Here is a 16820-nt window from a genome sequence, read left to right as displayed (position 1 = left end):
TCCCGCTTGAACTCGGTGGAGAATGAACGACGTTTTCTGGCCATGGATCACCTCTACTTTGGTGGCGACGATACCACCTAAATGGGTGTCCGGTTTCAGTGAACCACTACACCGGCCAGGGTGGGTAGGTGGGTAGGTTGGTCACTTGCTGAGCGCCTATTGAGCCAGGGTGTATACCCCAGTCTCGACTCGCTCGAAAAAGCGTTCGTCCTGAAGACACTGACGAACCTTGGCCTGCCAATGCGTGTTGTTGCGCATTGCGGCATAAGGCGCCATGGCTTGATAGATCTGCTCAAGGGAAAGCGTCTTGCCTTGGAGGGAGCGCCGTACAGCGGCCTTCCAAGTGACGGAAACCATTGCCTGGGCACGCTTTTGCACCGTGGCCAAGAACGCGAGAGCCATTGCCTTGTTGCGTCGAAACACCAGCAATTTTTCATGGCCGATGCGAATGACGTTGCCGCGGTACTGCCGGCTATCGCTAACGCAGTTGTGCTGGGTCTTGATCAGCTCGTCCACCAGCCTCCCTAGGGCGATGCGCTCCACCAGGCTCGAAAGGTTGTAATACTCCCCTTGCGCCTCATGTTGCCCATCAGGATGCCGTAGTGGCCGCCTGCCTCGACCGCATCATGTATGTTCATGAGTCACGGAGATAGAAAAAACGGATCATAAAAAACCCCGCACCAGGCGGGGCAAGCTCTACGAGAGAATACTCTAGCGATCAGGTAAGCTTGCGCTTGCGCTGCCGGTACTGGTCAACGATGACGGCCGCCACGATGATCGCGCCCTTGACGATGTCCTGGTAATAGGCGTCCACTCCGAGGAAAGTGAAGCCACTCAGCATGACACCCAGGATCAGTGCGCCGATCACCGTCCCGGTAACCCGCCCGACGCCACCTGCAAGACTGGTGCCGCCGATGACAGCCGCAGCGATGGCGTCCAGCTCGTACATCAGGCCCATCCCGGCCTGGCCGGTACCGGCGCGAGCGGAAGCCACGACTCCGGCCAGCCCGGCCAGCAGCCCCGCGATGGCATAGACCATGACCAAATGACGACGCACATTGATACCGGAGACGCGGGCGGCCTGCGGGTTGGCACCGATGGCATAGGTGTACTTGCCGTAGCGGGTATATTTCAGGGCGATATGGAAAATCACAGCGACACCAAGAAAAATGATGACAGGATTGGCACCGGACCCGATCCAGGTGAATTCTTGGGTCAACATGCTGACCGGCTGGCCATCTGTGTAGGCACGCGCCAGACCACGGGCGGACACCATCATGCCCAGCGTGGCAATGAACGGCGGTATCATTGCAAAGGCAATCAGCGAGCCGTTGATGACCCCGGCCAAGGCCCCTACCAGCAACCCTACAGCTAGCGGGATGATCCAGGGCAGGTCGGTCAGCGCAGGATAGACGGCCCTGACATAATCGGAGGATTGGGCGAGACTGGCCGTGACCATTGCGGTCAGGGCCAGTACCGATCCCGAGGACAGGTCGATTCCCCCGGTAATGATGACCTGCGTGACACCGATAGCGATGATACCGATGATCGACATCTGCAGGATCATGATCAACAGGCGCTGCGGATTCATCAGGAACGAATCGCCACGCACGATCCACCCGACGATCTCGAACAGCAGGGCGATGCCGATCAATACGGCCAGGATGCTGACCTCGGTCGGCAGCTTCTTCTTGCGAGGTTTCGTGGCTGCCATTTGCTGGGTGTCATTGTTGGTTGCAATAGCCATGTTGACTGTCCTTTGGGTTGCGGCGCATGGAATCGACCATGCGGACCTCAGGCACTGGCCGCTGAGGGCGCGGAAGCAAGTTGCATGACGCTGATCTGGTTGGCGTCACTACGGTCGAGGAAACCGGTGACCCGGCCCTGGTGCATCACCATGATGCGATCACTCATGCCGAGTACTTCGGGCAACTCGGACGAGATCATGATCACGGCCACGCCTTCGCCGGCGAGCTTGGAGATAAGGCGGTGAATCTCGGCCTTGGCACCGACGTCGATTCCCCGTGTGGGTTCGTCGAGGATCAGGATACGAGGCTTGGTCATTAGCCAGCGTCCGATCAGGACTTTTTGCTGGTTACCGCCTGAGAGGTTGCCAATGAGTTCTTCCAGATCCGGCGTCTTTACGTGCAGTACCTGCTTCATATGCTCGCACTGCTGATCGAGTTGATGCTGGGACACGAAGCTGCCATGGGTATAGCCATCGCGAAGCACGGCAATTTCCATGTTTTCCAGCACGGAGAGGCTCAGAAACAGGCCGGTCTCCTTGCGGTCCTCGGTGAGTAGCGCCAGTCCCCGCAGCATCGCTTGGTGCGGGGATCGGATCACGGTCTCTTCCCCATCGATGGCAATCGTGCCGGATGTAGCCGGCGTCACGCCGAATAGCGTCTCGGCCACGTTGGTGCGTCCCGAGCCCACCAGGCCGGCAATACCCAGAATTTCACCTGCATGCACATCGAAGCTGACATCCTCGAAGACGCCTTCCAGGCCCAACTGCTTAACCGATAGCACCACGTCCCCGATCGGTACCGTTTCCTTGGGAAACATCTGGGTCACTTCGCGACCCACCATCAGGCGGATGATCTCGTTGGCGTCCAGTTCGCTGGCCGGCGCCTCGCGGATGAACTGCCCGTCGCGGAACACCGAAATGTCGTCGGCGACTTCAAAGACTTCATCCATCTTGTGGGTGATGTAGATGATGCCTTTACCCTGTGCCCGCAGGTCATTGATGATCCGGAACAGATGCTCGACCTCGCGATCGGTCAGCGCCGAGGTCGGCTCGTCCATGATCAGTAAGTCCGATTCGTACGAGACGGCCTTGGCGATCTCGACCATCTGGCGGCCGGCGATCGTCAGTTGGCGCACTTCCATTTCCGGGTCCAGGTCGATTCCCAGGCGGTCGAACAGAGCCTGAGTCTTGCTGGCCAGCGCTGCATGATCGACGAACCCCAGGCCATTGAGTGGTTCGCGACGGATCCAGATGTTCTCGGCGATGGTCATGAACGGCATCAGGTTGAGTTCCTGATGGATCATGGCGATGCCAGCCTCGAGAGCATCCAGCGGTCCGTTGAGCTGTAGGGGCTTTCCATGCAGGCGAACTTCGCCCTCGTCGGGAATGTAGACACCGGCAATGATCTTCATCAGGGTCGACTTGCCGGCGCCGTTCTCCCCCATCAGGGCATGAACCGTGCCAGGGCGGATGCGAAGCTGGACATTGTCCAGCGCGACAACGCCGGGAAAGGTCTTGCGGGCATTGACGACTTCAAGAAGGTACTGCGTAGAAGCCTGAGGGCTCGATGCAGAATCGATCGTGGCGGCCATAGTCTGAATCCTCCATTCACTCGTTTTCCCGGCCTGGCGAATGGCTCGCCAGGCTCAATGTCATCAGTTGAGGAAATCGTCGAGGTTATCCTTGGTCACCAGCTGGAAGGGCACCATGTTGGTCTTGTCGACGGGCTTGCCCTCGATCATGTCGATCGCTGTTTTCACGGCACCGCCCCCCTGCCCCTGGGCATCCTGGAAGACCGTGACGTCGAGTTCACCGCGCTGCATGGCTTCAAGCGCATCTCGGGTTGCATCAATGCCGCCTACCAGAATGGAATCCGCCGGGATGCCGGACTGCTGCATGGCGATCAGTGCCCCTAGCGCCATTTCGTCGTTGTTGGCGGCAATGGCATCGATCTCCTGGCCCCCGACGATCCAGTTATTCATCAGGTTGATGGCCTTGGTGCGCTGATAATCTGCCGGTTGCTCCTCGATGATCTTGATATCGGGATACTTGGCCGCGACTTCTTTGACGCCCTCCGTGCGCTTGTGCGTGGCTCCGGAGGACAGCTCGCCCAGCATGATCGCCACGTTGCCCTTGCCGCCGAGTTGCTTGGCCAGCTCTTCCATTTGCAGCTTGCCCGAGAGCTTCTGGTCGGACCCTACGAAAGCCACGTCTTTCTGTTCAAGATCGTTGCCTTCCGGCTGGCGGTTGACATAGACCAGCGGAATGCCATTCTCGACGGCGACCTTGGTCATCATCTGGGTGGCTGCCGTATCGACCGGATTGATGATGATGGCATCGACGCCTTGTGCTGCGAGGCTCTGGACCTGACTCAACTGGCGACCGATATCACCTTGTGCATCGAGGAACTGGATTTCGTGCCCCATTTCATCGGCCTTCGCCTGCATGGCGTTGCGCATCGTGGTCAGGAAGTTGTCATCGAACCACGCTACGGAAGCACCGATATTGGCGGCCAGGGCAGAAGAAGTGCAGGTGGCGAAAATCGCGGCACCGAGCAATAGGCGTTTCATGGTTGGGTACTCCTGTGAGGATCTTGTTTTGTTTGTTCGTGACCGTGATTCTCCACGGCAAGCCTGTCGGCAAAACGCGCCCGAAAGGATTGGGACACGGTAATTAGAATTTAGATTCCAATTTTGAATTTTTCAAAAGTTTTATTCTATACTTTGGTATAAATAGAATTTTTATTCTATTTGATTTCATTCCCTCTTAATAAAAAACCCCGCCGGAGCGGGGCAAGAGACGTCATTCACTGCGCACCTGACATACACAATCACATCGGGTCGAACCTGGTCTACCCAGACACTACTGCTTGACGATCCATTCGTGCGCGGGATCGTTCTGGAATTTCCATTCTCGCTTCGGCCCGGCCATCACGTTGAGATAATAGAGTTCATAGCCATGCGGCACCCCGGCTGGATGGTAGCCGCGGGGCACCATGACGCAATCGCCGTTCTCCACTGCCATGGTTTCGTCCAGGGAACGATCGTCGGTGTAGACGCGCTGGAATGCGAATCCCTGCGACGGGTTCAAGCGATGGTAATAGGTTTCTTCGAGAATCGACTCGTACGGCAGATTGTCGACGTCATGCTTGTGGGGCGGGTAGCTCGACCAGTTGCCAGATGGCGTATAGACCTCGACCACCAGCAGGCTATCCGCTGGCTCGGTCTCCGGGAGAATATCCTGGATGTGGCGTGTGTTGCTGCCCGTCCCCCGCGTCGCTCGCTTGACATCGTCGGGGCCAATCAGGCGCGGCTGGTGGGTGCCATGCCCAGGGGCACTACACACCGCAACGTCGAGGTCGGTCAACGCCTCGACGCTATAACTCACCCCATCGGGAAGATAAACGGAATAAGCAGGAATCTTCTCGAAGACGTCCATGCGCTCGCCGATGCTGTCCCAGCGATAATCGCCACTGGCAACGTTGGCCTTGCCGGATAGCAGAACCAGGCAGTGCTCGCGAGATCCAGTATGAGATTCGAAACTCTGGCCCTTCTCAAGCCTGTGCACGCGAAAGCCGACATGCTCCCAGCCGGCCGATTCCGGTGTGACCTCAAGTATCTTGCCTTGATCATCGGGCTGCTGGGGACGTACCAGAAGCGAAGTCATGAATGCTGTCCTCCTCGTCTTCATTCAGATTCGATCATTGCTTGATCATTAGGTCTCGGGATTCATCCCTTGGCCTTCGCCTCATCGTGTGCAGGCTCGCTGGCCTTGTCCTGACGTACGCCCAGCGCAATCGCCAGTGTCTGCGCCAGACACAAGGAGGCCGTCAGGCCGCGGAAGCTTTTCACTTCGGCTTCATGCACCACCAGGCTCACATCCGCGAGCCGTGCCAGGGGGCTCAGGCTGGAATCGGTGATCACCACCATGGGGATGCCACGCTCCTTGGCCTCGGCCGCGGCATCCTGCGTTTCCTGCGCGTAGGGCGAAAAGCTCACCACCAGCATGGCATCCCGGGGGCCGACGGCTTTCATCTGCTCTCCATGCATCCCGCCCAGGCCATCGATCAGGAAGGCCCGCTTGTCGATGTGATGCAGTGCGTAGGCGAAGTAGCTGGCGACCACGAAGCTGCGCCGGGCGCCCAGCACGTGGACGATCTCCGCTTGCTCGAGTAGATCCAGCGCTCGCTCGAGATCATGCGGATCGATACGACTCGGCAATGCCTCGAGCACGTCGCGATTGGCCTCGGCGAACTCCCAAAGCAATTGGGTACTGTCGGGAGTTTCACCAGTCGCCGTACGTACGGCCCGGATACGCTCGGCATAGTTGGGCAATTCATCGACCAACCGGGTCCGGAACAGCTGCTGCATTTCCGAGAAGCCCTTGAAGCCGAAGCTGTTGGCAAAGCGAATCAACGTCGATGGCGTCACACCGGCACGATCGGCCAGCTTGGCGACCGTGGCGAAAGCCACTTCCTGGGGATTGTCCAGCAGAAAACGGGCCGTCTGCTGCAGACGCCGACTCAGGGCCCCGTACTCGGCAGTGATTCGCGCTTCGAGTTCGGCGAAATCTTGCGGTAATTGATTCATTGATGCCTGTTCTCCGAGTTCGCTGCGCCGGTACTTGGCCGGGTGTAATGGCAGCCTAGTCGCCATGGAATAAAAATTCCATACCTACCAAAGTATAGAACATATGGTTCTCATGATACAGGAAAGGTGACTCGCTCAGCATTTACGCTCACCCGAGACGCAATGGCCCGCGACATTTCCCTTGGGGCAAGACTTTATTTGGTGATGTCAGCCCTACATCTTTGGTCGCAGAATGCCCCTAACAAGTTCGGCACAACCCTCTGATAACCTTCAAAATGATTTTTTATCCTGCTGATAATAAATAACTTTTATTGTGTCTCTCTGCCCGCAAGCCTGTTGCAAGATGAAATTTTCCAAATATTGATTTGATGGAATGCTTATTCTAGCCTCCATTCAACCGACAGGCTAATAAGCCGGCAAGACCGGTGCCTGCGTCTTCAGCTCGACAGTCAAGAGAGAAAACAACCATGTCCCAGCCAACGCCACGTTTCGCCTTGAATCACATGATCTGCCCGCGCCTGAGCGTAAGTGAATTGATCGAGGGAGCCGCCCAGCTAGGCCTGAAAGCCGTGGAACTGCGCAACGATGTCGGTGGCAACAGCATCCAGACGCTCGATCAGGCCAAGGAAGCCGGACGCCTGGCCCGAGAGAGAGGCATAGAGATCCTGAGTATCAATGCGCTCTATCCGTTCAACATCTGGAATGACGAACGTGCCGAGCAAGCCGGGAACCTGGCTCAGCTGGTCGATGCCTGCGGCGGACATGGTCTGGTGCTCTGCCCCCTGGTCGATGCCGACCACGGCGCATCCGAGCATGAAAAACGTGCTGGACTCAAGGACGCGCTGGCAGCCTTGGATCGCATTCTGGGGCGCTATGACCTGCAGGGCTTCGTCGAACCTCTGGGATTCCCGATTTCATCGTTGCGTACCAAGCAGGAAGCCGTCGATGCCATCCGCGAACTCGGCATGACGCACCGTTTCAGTCTGGTTCACGATACTTTCCACCATGCCGGCGCTGGTGAACAGGCGCTCTTCCCCGAATCTACCGGCCTGGTACATATCTCCGGCGTCGAGGATGAGTCAATCAATTTCGACACCATGCTCGACGAACATCGCCTACTGGTCGGCCCACGCGACCGGCTGGACAGTGTCGGTCAGGTACAGCAACTGCTCGCGGCGGGCTACGACCAGTACATCTCCTTCGAGCCCTTCGCACCCGCGGTCTGCAATTTGGATGACCCGTTCACGGCCATTCAGGGCAGCATGGACGAAATTCGCCGCAAGCTGACCGCCTGAACCGACATCACGAACAAAACACCCAACATCATGAAGGAGCAACGCATGAAAATCACCCTGGATCCGTTCATGCACCGCCACGTGCCACTCGACGATCTGCCACGTCTGGCAGCCGAGTTGGGCTACGAGTACATCGAACTGTCGCCTCGCGCCGATTTTCTCGACTGGTTCGTGCATCCTCGCGTCTACCCCGAGCGCCTGCAGTCCTTCAAGAAATCACTCAGGAATCATGATGTCCAGCTCTCCTCTCTACTGCCCATGTACCGCTGGGCCAGCCCCCACGAGGACGAGCGTCAGGCGGCAGTGAAGTACTGGAAGAAAGCCATCGAGATCGCCGTGGAACTGGGCGTGGATACCATGAACTCCGAGTTCGGACGTGGCCCGCACCCCGAGCGCGGCAGCTGTTCGAGCTGCTGCCAAGGCGGCGCGACCACTGAGTCGAGCGAGGCTTCCTGGTGGCGCTCCATGGAGGAACTAGTGCCGATCCTCGAACGCGAAGGCATCCAGCTCAATGTCGAGCCCCACCCCGACGATTTCGTCGAGACACTACACCCGGCCGTGGACATGATTCGCACGGTCAACTCGAACAATGTCAAGTTCCTTTACTGCGCGCCGCATACCTTCCACTTCGGCGACGACATGGAACAGATGATCCGCGACTGTGCGCCGGTACTGGCCCACGTGCACGTCGCCGATACCTTCAATCACAAGGCCTCATCGGGGCTGCGCTACATCATCAATCCCCCCGGCTCCACCGCTCGCGTCCATCAGCACCTGAATATCGGTGAAGGCGAAGTGGACTGGGACCTGTTCTTCAAGACACTCGCCGATGTCGGCTTCGACGGCATCATGACCGCCTGCGTCTTCGCCTGGGAAGAACGCGCCGAGCAGTCCTCGCGCTTCATGCGCGAGGAAATCCAGCGCTATGTCGATAAATACTGGAAATAACGAGGAATCATCATGACTGTCAGCATTGGCATCATCGGTACCGGCATGATCGGCGAAGAGCATGCGCGGCGCATCACCCAATCCCTCACCGACGGGCGCATCGTTGCCGTCAGCGACGTCAATGCCGATCAGGCGCGCGCAGTCGTTGACCGCCTCGGTCTGGACGCCCGGGTCTACGATAGCGGCCTGGAGCTGATCCAGGCCGACGACGTCGATGCCGTCATGGTGACGTCATGGGGCGGCACTCACGAAGAATATGTACTCGCCGCCATCCAGGCCGGCAAGTACGTCTTCTGCGAAAAGCCCCTGGCTACCACTGCACAGGGTTGTCGCAACATCATCGATGCCGAGATCGAGGGTGGTCAGCGCCGGGTCCAGGTGGGCTTCATGCGCCGTTACGACAGCGGCTATCAGTTGATGAAGGAGGCCATCGACGCCAATCGCCTCGGCGAGCCGCTGATGATTCACGCGGCCCACCGCAACCCGACGGTCCCCGAGCGCTACGTCACGCCCATGGCGATCCACGACACCCTGATCCATGAGCTGGACACCTTCCGCTGGCTGCTCGACGACGACTACGCCACCGCCCAGGTCGTTTTCCCGCGCAAGACGCGCCACGCCCACAGCAAGGTCGAGGATCCACAGATCGTACTGCTCGAGACCATCCAGGGCGTGCGCATCGACGTCGAAGTCTTCGTCAACTGCCAGTACGGCTACGACATCCAGTGCGACGTGATCGGCGAAGAGGGTATTGCCCACCTGCCCGAGCCACAGAGCCTGACCTTCCGACAGGCCGGACAGCATTCCAACGAAGTCCTGCAGGACTGGAAGAAACGTTTCGGCGATGCCTTCGACGTCGAACTTCAGGCCTTCATCGATGGGGTCGCCAACGGCACGGTCGACGGCCCGTCGTCCTGGGATGGCTACGCCGCAGCCATTGCCAGCGATGCCTGCGTCAAGGCGCAGGAGAGCGGACAGATCGAAAGCATCGAGATGCCCGATCGTCCCGCCTTCTACGCCTGACACTGCTCAAGGAAAAAACCGGCCCATCCCGCCACTGGTAGAACGGGCCGGCACGAGGCAAGGATGCCTCGAACAGGCATGCCATGGCTCCCAGTACTGCTTTGCCACGCAGTGCGTGAAAGGCTGACTTTGGGCCTTGATGGAGGCGCTCGAAACGGGAAAGGAATTTTTGTTCTATTATTTGAAATATTGAAATTTAAATTCTATGTTGTTTCTAACGATTCGACTGACGTGACTACACCCTTACTGGCCGGCAGCACCTGATAACAACGTGAACGTTCGCGCAGGCACACGGTGACGGCCTCACGTAGGAAAACGCTATGAACAAGACCAAGTCATTGGACCTGATTTGCCTGGGTAGGGTCGCCGTAGACCTGTATTCCGAACAGATCGGCAGCCGTCTGGAGGATGTCTCCAGCTTCGCCAAGTACCTGGGCGGCAGTTCCGGCAACATGGCCTACGGTACCGCGAGACTGGGGCTCAAGTCGGCCATGCTGTCCCGGGTCGGCAACGAGCAGATGGGCAACTTCGTGCGCGAGGAACTCGAGCGCGCCGGTGTCGATACCAGTGCCCTGCAGACCGACCCGGAGCGGCATACCGGCCTGGTTCTCCTGGCGCTCAAGGACCGCGACAGCTTTCCCCTGCTGTTTTACCGCCGCGACTGCGCCGACATGGCCATCGATGCCGACGCCATCGACCCCGACTTCATTGCCCGTGCTCAGGCCCTGGTGATCACCGGAACCCACCTGTCCACCGAAACCACCCAGAAAGCCTGCCGCAAGGCGCTCGACGCCGCAGCACAACATGGCGTGAAGCGGGTGCTGGATATCGATTACCGCCCGGTGCTGTGGGGACTGACTAACCCCGGCGACGGCGAGACCCGCTTCATTGCCGATGACCAGGTCACCCAACATCTTCAGAGCTGGCTCAGAGACTTCGATCTGATTGTCGGCACCGAAGAGGAATTCCATATCGCCGGCGGGAGCATCGACACACTCGAGGCACTGCGCAACGTACGCAAGATCAGCGATGCCACGCTGGTCTGCAAGCTCGGCGCCCTGGGTTGCGTGGTGTTCGAGGACAAGATCCCAGAGCGCATCGAGGACGGGATTCTGGTCGAGGGCGTCAAGGTCGAGGTACTCAACGTGCTTGGCGCCGGCGATGCCTTCATGAGCGGCCTGTTGCGTGGCTGGCTGCGCGGCGAGGCGTGGGCCACCAGCGCTGCCTACGCCAACGCCTGCGGCGCGCTGGTCGTATCGCGCCACGGCTGTGCGCCGGCCATGCCCACCGAGGAAGAACTGTTCGACTATCTGGGTCGCCGCGCCTCGGTGAAGCGTCCCGACCGGGACGAGCGGCTCAACCACCTGCACCGGGTCACCACCCGCGTGCCCGTCGAGTGGCCACAGGTGTGCGGGCTGGCCTTCGACCATCGCCGCCAGCTCACCGACATGGCCCGCGAGGTCAAGGCCGATCCGGCCCGCATCCCCCATCTCAAGCAACTGCTGGTAAGGGCTGCCGAGGAAGGCGCCCGGCGTACCGGTTTGAAAACTCCGGCCATCCTGGTCGATGACGTGTTCGGCCAGGATGCCCTCAACGATGCCACCGGCAAGCACTGGTGGATCGGCCGCCCCGTCGAGCTGCCCAGCTCGCGTCCGCTTCGCTTTCAGCATGGCAACGACCTGGGCAGTCAGTTCCGCTATTGGCCGGCCGAGCACATCATCAAGTGTCTGGTGTTCTACCACCCGGACGATCCGCTGGCCCTGCGTCTCGAGCAGGAAGCTCGCCTGCGCCAGCTCTACCAGGCCGCCTGTGTCAACCACCTGGAGCTATTGATCGAAGTGATTCCGCCCAATCAGGCCGAGGTGGACGACCAGACCCTGGCCCGCTCGCTGACGCGGCTCTACAACCTGGGCATTCGCCCCGACTGGTGGAAGCTGCCGACGCTTACCGATGCGGGCTGGCAGGCGGTGAATCGGGCCATCGACGAGCAGGACCCGCACTGTCGTGGTGTGGTGTTGCTGGGACTGGACGCCCCTATGGAAGACATGAAGCGTGGCTTCGCTGTCGCCGCACGCCATGGCCAGTGCAAGGGATTCACCGTGGGTCGCACCCTGTTCGCCGCGCCCAGCCGCGACTGGCTGGCCGGCACCCTCGACGACAACCAGCTCATCGATAGAGTCGCCGGCAACTATGCCGAGCTGATCCAGGAATGGCAGCGGCTGCGTTCCACCCAGCCCAATGCAGAGGAAGTCCTGTCATGAATACCGTTCGTCTGACCATGGCACAGGCCGTCATCCGCTACCTGACGGCCCAGAAAGTCGACATCGACGGCGAGATCAAGCCACTGTTCGCGGGCTGCTGGGCGATCTTCGGCCACGGCAACGTTGCCGGGCTGGGCGAGGCGCTCTATCACGCCCGCGACCAATTGCCGACCTACCGCGCCCATAACGAGCAGGGCATGGCGCATGCCGCTATCGCCTATACCAAGACACTCGTCCGTCGCCAGATGATGGCCTGCACCGCCTCCGCCGGTCCCGGCTCGACCAACATGGTGACTGCCGCCGCGGTAGCGCACGTCAACCGGCTGCCGGTGCTGTTCCTGCCCGGGGATACCTTCGCCACGCGCCTGCCGGACCCGGTCCTGCAACAGATCGAGAACTTCCATGATCATACGCTGACCACCAACGACTGCTTCAAACCAGTCAGCCGTTTCTTCGATCGCATCACCCGCCCCGAGCAGCTACTCACCTCGCTGCCCCAGGCGATCCGCGTTCTGACCGACCCTGTCGAATGCGGTCCGGTCACCCTGGCCATGCCGCAGGACGTGCAGACCATGGCGTTTGATTACCCGGTGCACTTCTTCGACGAGAAGGTCCATCGACCACGCCGCCAGGCAGCCGACCGTGACGAATTGGCCCACGCCATCAAGCTGATCAAGCAGGCACGCAAGCCCCTCGTCGTCGCCGGTGGCGGCGTACATTACGCCGATGCCCGCGAGGCACTCGATGCGCTGGTCTCCGCCTACCACCTGCCGGTAGGCGAAACCCAGGCCGGCAAAGGGGCGCTCCCCTGGGACCATGAGCAGAACATGGGCACCATCGGCGTCACCGGCGCGTCGTCCACCAACACCCTGGCCGCCGAGGCCGACCTGATCATCGCCGTGGGTACGCGCCTGGGCGACTTCGCGTCCGGATCGCGGGCGATGATCAATCCCGAGGCCAAGTTGTTGTGTCTCAACGTTGCCTCGTTCGATGCCGTCAAGCACAAGGCTCAGCCCCTGGTTGGAGACGCCCGCCTGACCCTCCCCGAACTCACCGATGGCCTGGCTGGCTGGCAACCCGACGGTGAATGGATCGAACGTGCCGCCAAGCTGCGCAGCGAGTGGAACAAGGCCGTCGACATTGCCACCACCGACCGCGGCACCGACCTACCCACCGATGCCGAGGTGGTGGGCGCCGTCAACCGTGCCGCCGGCGAGCGTGACATTGTGGTGTGCGCCGCCGGTGGGCTGCCTGGCGAGCTGCAGAAGCTGTGGCGTACCCGCTACGCACGTGGCTACCACATGGAGTATGGCTATTCGTGCATGGGCTACGAGCTGGCCGGTGGCCTGGGCACCAAGATGGCCAAGCCCGACTCGGAAGTGTTCGTGATGGTCGGCGACGGCTCCTACCTGATGCTCAACTCGGAGATCGCCACCTCGGTGATGCTGGGCCACAAGATCATCGCCGTAGTGCTCGACAATCGTGGCTACGGCTGTATCCATCGCCTGCAGCAGGCTTGTGGCGGTCCTGGCTTCAACAACCTGCTCGATGATTGCCTGAGCGTCGAGCAGGGCGCGCCGAAGACCGATTTCGCCGCCCACGCCATAGCACTTGGTGCACGCGCCGAGCATGTCGGCAACATCCAGGAGCTGGAAGCGGCCCTCGAGCGGGCCAAGGCGTCACCGGTCAGCTACGTCATCAGCCTGGACACCGATCCGCTGGTGGGCACTGATGAGGGCGGCGCCTGGTGGGACGTGGCAGTGGCCGAGGTCTCCGAACGCTCTGAAGTCGAGGAAGCGCGCCGGCGCTACGAATCCTACAAGGCCCGCCAGTGGCAGAACATGTAACGACTCTCTCAATGATCGAATCACCAACAATAGCCTTTTTCGGGAGTTCGCCATGAGCGTAAGACTGGGTATCAATCCCCTCACCTGGACCAACGACGACCTGCCCAGCCTGGGGGGTGACACGCCACTCGAGGCCTGCCTGTCCGAGGGACGCGAGGCCGGTTTCAGCGGCTTCGAGCTGGGCCACAAGTTCCCGCGCACCCCCGAGGCCCTGTCGAAGGTCCTCGGCGACCATGATCTGTCGCTGGTCTCCGGCTGGTACTCCAGCCAGTTGCTGGAGCGCAGCCCCGAGGAGGAGATCGAGGCGGTCAAGGACCACCTGACGCTGCTCAAGGAGTGCGGCGCCAAGGTCATGGTGTTCTGCGAGGTGACCCACTGCGTGCACGGCAACCAGTCACACCCGCTGTCGCAGCGCCCGCACCTCAGCGATGCCGAATGGCAGCGCCTCACCGAGGGGCTCGACATTGTCGGTGACTACCTCAAGGAACAGGGCGTTCACATGGCCTACCACCACCATCTCGGCACGGTGGTGGAAAGCCAGGCCAATGTGGAACGTCTGATGGACAATACTCGCGACTCGGTGGGCCTGCTCCTCGACCTGGGCCATCTGGTAGGTGCCGGCGGCAACCCGCTAGCTATTGCCAAGCGTTACACCTCACGCATCAAGCACGTGCACTGCAAGGACATCCGATTCCCGGTCCTCGATGATGTGCGCAATCGCGACAAGAGCTTCCTCAACGGGGTACTCGATGGGCTGTTCACCGTTCCCGGCGATGGCAATGTGGACTTCCTACCCACGCTCCAGCACCTCAGCGAAGCGGGCTACGAGGGCTGGCTGGTCGTCGAGGCCGAGCAGGATCCGCAGGTTGCTCACCCCCTCACCTATGCCCGCATGGGACATGACAACCTGCGTTCGCTGGCCGAGCAGGCGGGCTTCACCATCGCGAAGTAACTGACGAGTCAAAGGGCTATCACATGAACCAGATACACCACTATCTCAACGGCACGACCGTGGCCGGCCGCAGCGAACGCTTCGCCCCGGTCTACAACCCCGCCACCGGCGAGCAGAGCGCCCAGGTTGCCCTGGCCTCCGCCGACGAGACCCGCGAGGCCATTGCCAGCGCCGACCAGGCCTTCGCCACGTGGTCGAAGATGTCCGCCCTCAAGCGCGCGCGTATTCTGTTCAAGTTCAAGGCGCTGGTCGAACAGCACGCCGACGAGATCGCACGCCTGATTTCCAGCGAGCACGGCAAGGTGTTCTCCGATGCCAAGGGCGAGCTGACTCGCGGCCTGGAAGTCGTCGAGTTTGCCTGCGGTATCCCGCACCTGCAGAAGGGCGAACATTCCATGAACGTCGGTACCGGCGTCGACAGCTTCTCGATGATGCAGCCGCTGGGTGTGTGTGCCGGCATCTCGCCGTTCAACTTCCCGGCGATGGTGCCGATGTGGATGTTCCCCATCGCCCTGGCCTGCGGCAATACCTTCGTCATGAAGCCCTCGGAAAAGGACCCATCCACGCCGATGCGCCTGGCCGAGCTGCTCAGCGAGGCCGGCCTGCCCGATGGCGTGTTCAACGTGGTCAATGGTGACAAGGAAGCCGTTGACGTGCTGCTCACCGACGAGCGCGTGCAGGCGGTAAGCTTCGTCGGCTCCACCCCGATCGCCGAATATATCTATGCCACGGCCTCCAGCCATGGCAAGCGCGTCCAGGCCTTGGGCGGCGCCAAGAATCACATGGTGATCATGCCCGACGGCGACCTCGATCAGGCAGTAAATGCTCTGATGGGCGCGGCCTACGGTTCGGCGGGCGAGCGCTGCATGGCGATCTCAGTGGCCGTGCCGGTCGGTGAGGAAACCGCCAGACGCCTGCGTAGCAAACTAGTTGAGAAACTCGATACCCTGCGTGTCGGCCCCGGCCTGGTCGATGGTCCCGACAATGACATGGGGCCTCTGATCACTGGCGATCACCTGGAGAAGGTCAAGGGCTATATCGCCACTGGCATCGAAGAAGGCGCGGAACTGGTCGTCGATGGTCGCGAGACGGTCGTCGATGGCGCTGGCAACGGTTACTTCATCGGCGGCACGCTGTTCGATCACGTCAAGCCGGGCATGCGCATCCATGCAGAGGAGATCTTCGGGCCGGTACTGGCCATTGCCCGGGCGAACAGCTTCGACGAAGCCGTGGCGATGATCAACGCTCATGAGTTCGGTAACGGTACCGCGATATTCACTCGTGATGGCGATGCCGCACGCCAATACTGCGAGCAGATCCAAGTGGGCATGGTCGGCGTCAACGTGCCGATCCCGGTACCCATGGCCTTCCATAGCTTTGGCGGCTGGAAGCGTTCGCTATTCGGTCCGCTGCACATGCATGGCAGCGACGGAGTGCGCTTCTATACGCGCATGAAGACGATAACGCAGCGTTGGCCCAGCGGGATACGGGAAGAGACAAACCATTTCACGATGCCCACCCACTAAAAAGCACTGCCTAACTCCCTGCGCGGGCAGGTCGCGTGTCGCACAGTGCTCAAAACCCTCGCATAGTCCCACCATGCTGCGGTTTTGTGCGCTGTGCTCCTGGCGCCCTGCGCCGCTGCTTTAACCCAGGAGGCTATGTCATGCCGCTCGTGACCATTTCCGTCCCCGACCACCGCCCGGTTCTATGGCGCAAGAAAGTCGCCGACATCGTCAACGCGGCAGTGATCGATACACTGGACTTTCCTCCGGACGATCGCTACCAATTGATCCAGGCCCTGCCGGCTGAGCAGATCGAATTGCAGAATCGCCACCGCGATTCAGTGGTCCTGCAACTGACCATGCGCGCCGGTCGCGCCAGCCAGGCCAAGCAGGCGTTCTATCGGCGCGTAGTCGATGACTTGGCCAAGCGTGCCGATATCGATCCCGCCTGCATCATGATCGTGATCACAGAGAACGCCGACGCCGACTGGTCATTCGGCCATGGCGAGGCGCAGTTCCTCGTCGCCCAGCAGCAAGCCAGCTAACCCCCTTCTTCCTTTAACCTTGGCGCCCCGCAGGACCGGCATTGCCGCGTCTGGACGGGGCTGCCCTGCGTCTGGAACAAAAATTCCGTTTACACCAAAGTATAGAAT

General features: G+C 60.5%; 14 protein-coding genes. 8 read left to right on the top strand and 6 right to left on the bottom strand.

Translation table 11 applies throughout. The annotated features are described in order from the left end of the window. Window positions 1-156: 156 nt before the first annotated feature. From DOM57_RS10055 to DOM57_RS10030, 6 genes are all read right to left on the bottom strand, one after another. On the bottom strand, window positions 157-516 hold the full coding sequence (locus tag DOM57_RS10055; RefSeq protein ID WP_204352920.1) for a hypothetical protein: 360 nt from the start codon (window positions 514-516) through the stop codon (window positions 157-159). A 202-nt stretch (window positions 517-718) separates the two neighbouring features. Next, on the bottom strand, window positions 719-1747 hold the full coding sequence (locus DOM57_RS10050; protein ID WP_162619505.1) for an ABC transporter permease: 1029 nt from the start codon (window positions 1745-1747) through the stop codon (window positions 719-721). Window positions 1748-1794: 47 nt separating this feature from the next. After that, entirely contained in the window at window positions 1795-3339 is a 1545-nt protein-coding gene (locus DOM57_RS10045; protein WP_110649074.1) for a sugar ABC transporter ATP-binding protein, read from the bottom strand. Window positions 3340-3402: 63 nt separating this feature from the next. Next, a complete protein-coding gene (locus DOM57_RS10040; RefSeq protein WP_110649073.1) occupies window positions 3403-4317 on the bottom strand; it encodes a sugar ABC transporter substrate-binding protein in 915 nt (304 codons plus the stop codon). A 292-nt stretch (window positions 4318-4609) separates the two neighbouring features. Further along, the gene (iolB, locus tag DOM57_RS10035; RefSeq protein WP_110649072.1) at window positions 4610-5413 is read right to left on the bottom strand and encodes a 5-deoxy-glucuronate isomerase; all 804 of its coding nucleotides are present in this window, start codon (window positions 5411-5413) and stop codon (window positions 4610-4612) included. Window positions 5414-5475: 62 nt separating this feature from the next. After that, window positions 5476-6336 carry a MurR/RpiR family transcriptional regulator gene (locus DOM57_RS10030; protein ID WP_110649071.1) on the bottom strand — a complete coding sequence of 287 codons (861 nt, stop codon included), beginning with the start codon at window positions 6334-6336 and terminating at the stop codon, window positions 5476-5478. A 467-nt stretch (window positions 6337-6803) separates the two neighbouring features. Here DOM57_RS10030 and DOM57_RS10025 point away from each other — a divergent pair, with 467 nt between their 5' ends. The 8 genes from DOM57_RS10025 to DOM57_RS09990 all read left to right on the top strand — a co-directional run bounded on the left by DOM57_RS10025 (window position 6804) and on the right by DOM57_RS09990 (window position 16712). Next, a complete protein-coding gene (locus DOM57_RS10025) occupies window positions 6804-7631 on the top strand; it encodes a TIM barrel protein (RefSeq protein ID WP_110649070.1) in 828 nt (275 codons plus the stop codon). Between the two features lie 45 nt (window positions 7632-7676). Next, window positions 7677-8579, top strand: coding sequence for a sugar phosphate isomerase/epimerase family protein (locus DOM57_RS10020; protein WP_110649069.1), 903 nt, complete (start codon window positions 7677-7679; stop codon window positions 8577-8579). Between the two features lie 12 nt (window positions 8580-8591). Then, window positions 8592-9602 (top strand): bifunctional inositol 2-dehydrogenase/D-chiro-inositol 1-dehydrogenase, encoded by a 1011-nt coding sequence (iolG, locus tag DOM57_RS10015; protein WP_110649068.1) that lies wholly within the window; start codon window positions 8592-8594, stop codon window positions 9600-9602. 320 nt (window positions 9603-9922) lie between these two features. Beyond that, window positions 9923-11863 carry a bifunctional 5-dehydro-2-deoxygluconokinase/5-dehydro-2-deoxyphosphogluconate aldolase gene (locus tag DOM57_RS10010; RefSeq protein ID WP_110649067.1) on the top strand — a complete coding sequence of 647 codons (1941 nt, stop codon included), beginning with the start codon at window positions 9923-9925 and terminating at the stop codon, window positions 11861-11863. Next, on the top strand, window positions 11860-13710 hold the full coding sequence (iolD, locus tag DOM57_RS10005) for a 3D-(3,5/4)-trihydroxycyclohexane-1,2-dione acylhydrolase (decyclizing) (protein WP_110649066.1): 1851 nt from the start codon (window positions 11860-11862) through the stop codon (window positions 13708-13710). Before DOM57_RS10010 ends, iolD begins: the two co-directional genes overlap by 4 nt. Window positions 13711-13762: 52 nt before the next feature. Then, window positions 13763-14662: a myo-inosose-2 dehydratase gene (gene iolE, locus DOM57_RS10000; RefSeq protein WP_110649065.1), complete on the top strand. Its 900-nt coding sequence runs from the start codon at window positions 13763-13765 to the stop codon at window positions 14660-14662. Between the two features lie 23 nt (window positions 14663-14685). Then, window positions 14686-16188, top strand: coding sequence for a CoA-acylating methylmalonate-semialdehyde dehydrogenase (locus tag DOM57_RS09995; RefSeq protein ID WP_110649064.1), 1503 nt, complete (start codon window positions 14686-14688; stop codon window positions 16186-16188). A gap of 140 nt (window positions 16189-16328) precedes the next feature. Continuing rightward, window positions 16329-16712, top strand: a complete 384-nt coding sequence (locus DOM57_RS09990) for a tautomerase family protein (RefSeq protein WP_110649063.1) — start codon at window positions 16329-16331, stop codon at window positions 16710-16712. Window positions 16713-16820: the final 108 nt, after the last annotated feature.

Origin of the sequence: Salinicola peritrichatus, assembly GCF_003206715.1 — a bacterium.
GTDB classification, from domain to species: Bacteria; Pseudomonadota; Gammaproteobacteria; order Pseudomonadales; family Halomonadaceae; genus Salinicola; species Salinicola peritrichatus.
Note: the sequence above shows the minus strand (reverse complement) of the source record. Positions and strands in the feature narration are given on the sequence as shown.

Bases quoted from the DNA above. Each gene is read 5' to 3' on its own strand.
- DOM57_RS10050 (WP_162619505.1), bottom strand. From the start codon at position 1,747: ATGGCTATTGCAACCAACAATGACACCCAGCAAATGGCAGCCACGAAA.
- DOM57_RS10045 (WP_110649074.1), bottom strand. From the start codon at position 3,339: ATGGCCGCCACGATCGATTCTGCATCGAGCCCTCAGGCTTCTACGCAG.
- DOM57_RS10040 (WP_110649073.1), bottom strand. From the start codon at position 4,317: ATGAAACGCCTATTGCTCGGTGCCGCGATTTTCGCCACCTGCACTTCT.
- iolB (WP_110649072.1), bottom strand. From the start codon at position 5,413: ATGACTTCGCTTCTGGTACGTCCCCAGCAGCCCGATGATCAAGGCAAG.
- DOM57_RS10030 (WP_110649071.1), bottom strand. From the start codon at position 6,336: ATGAATCAATTACCGCAAGATTTCGCCGAACTCGAAGCGCGAATCACT.
- DOM57_RS10025 (WP_110649070.1), top strand. From the start codon at position 6,804: ATGTCCCAGCCAACGCCACGTTTCGCCTTGAATCACATGATCTGCCCG.
- DOM57_RS10020 (WP_110649069.1), top strand. From the start codon at position 7,677: ATGAAAATCACCCTGGATCCGTTCATGCACCGCCACGTGCCACTCGAC.
- iolG (WP_110649068.1), top strand. From the start codon at position 8,592: ATGACTGTCAGCATTGGCATCATCGGTACCGGCATGATCGGCGAAGAG.
- DOM57_RS10010 (WP_110649067.1), top strand. From the start codon at position 9,923: ATGAACAAGACCAAGTCATTGGACCTGATTTGCCTGGGTAGGGTCGCC.
- iolD (WP_110649066.1), top strand. From the start codon at position 11,860: ATGAATACCGTTCGTCTGACCATGGCACAGGCCGTCATCCGCTACCTG.
- iolE (WP_110649065.1), top strand. From the start codon at position 13,763: ATGAGCGTAAGACTGGGTATCAATCCCCTCACCTGGACCAACGACGAC.
- DOM57_RS09995 (WP_110649064.1), top strand. From the start codon at position 14,686: ATGAACCAGATACACCACTATCTCAACGGCACGACCGTGGCCGGCCGC.
- DOM57_RS09990 (WP_110649063.1), top strand. From the start codon at position 16,329: ATGCCGCTCGTGACCATTTCCGTCCCCGACCACCGCCCGGTTCTATGG.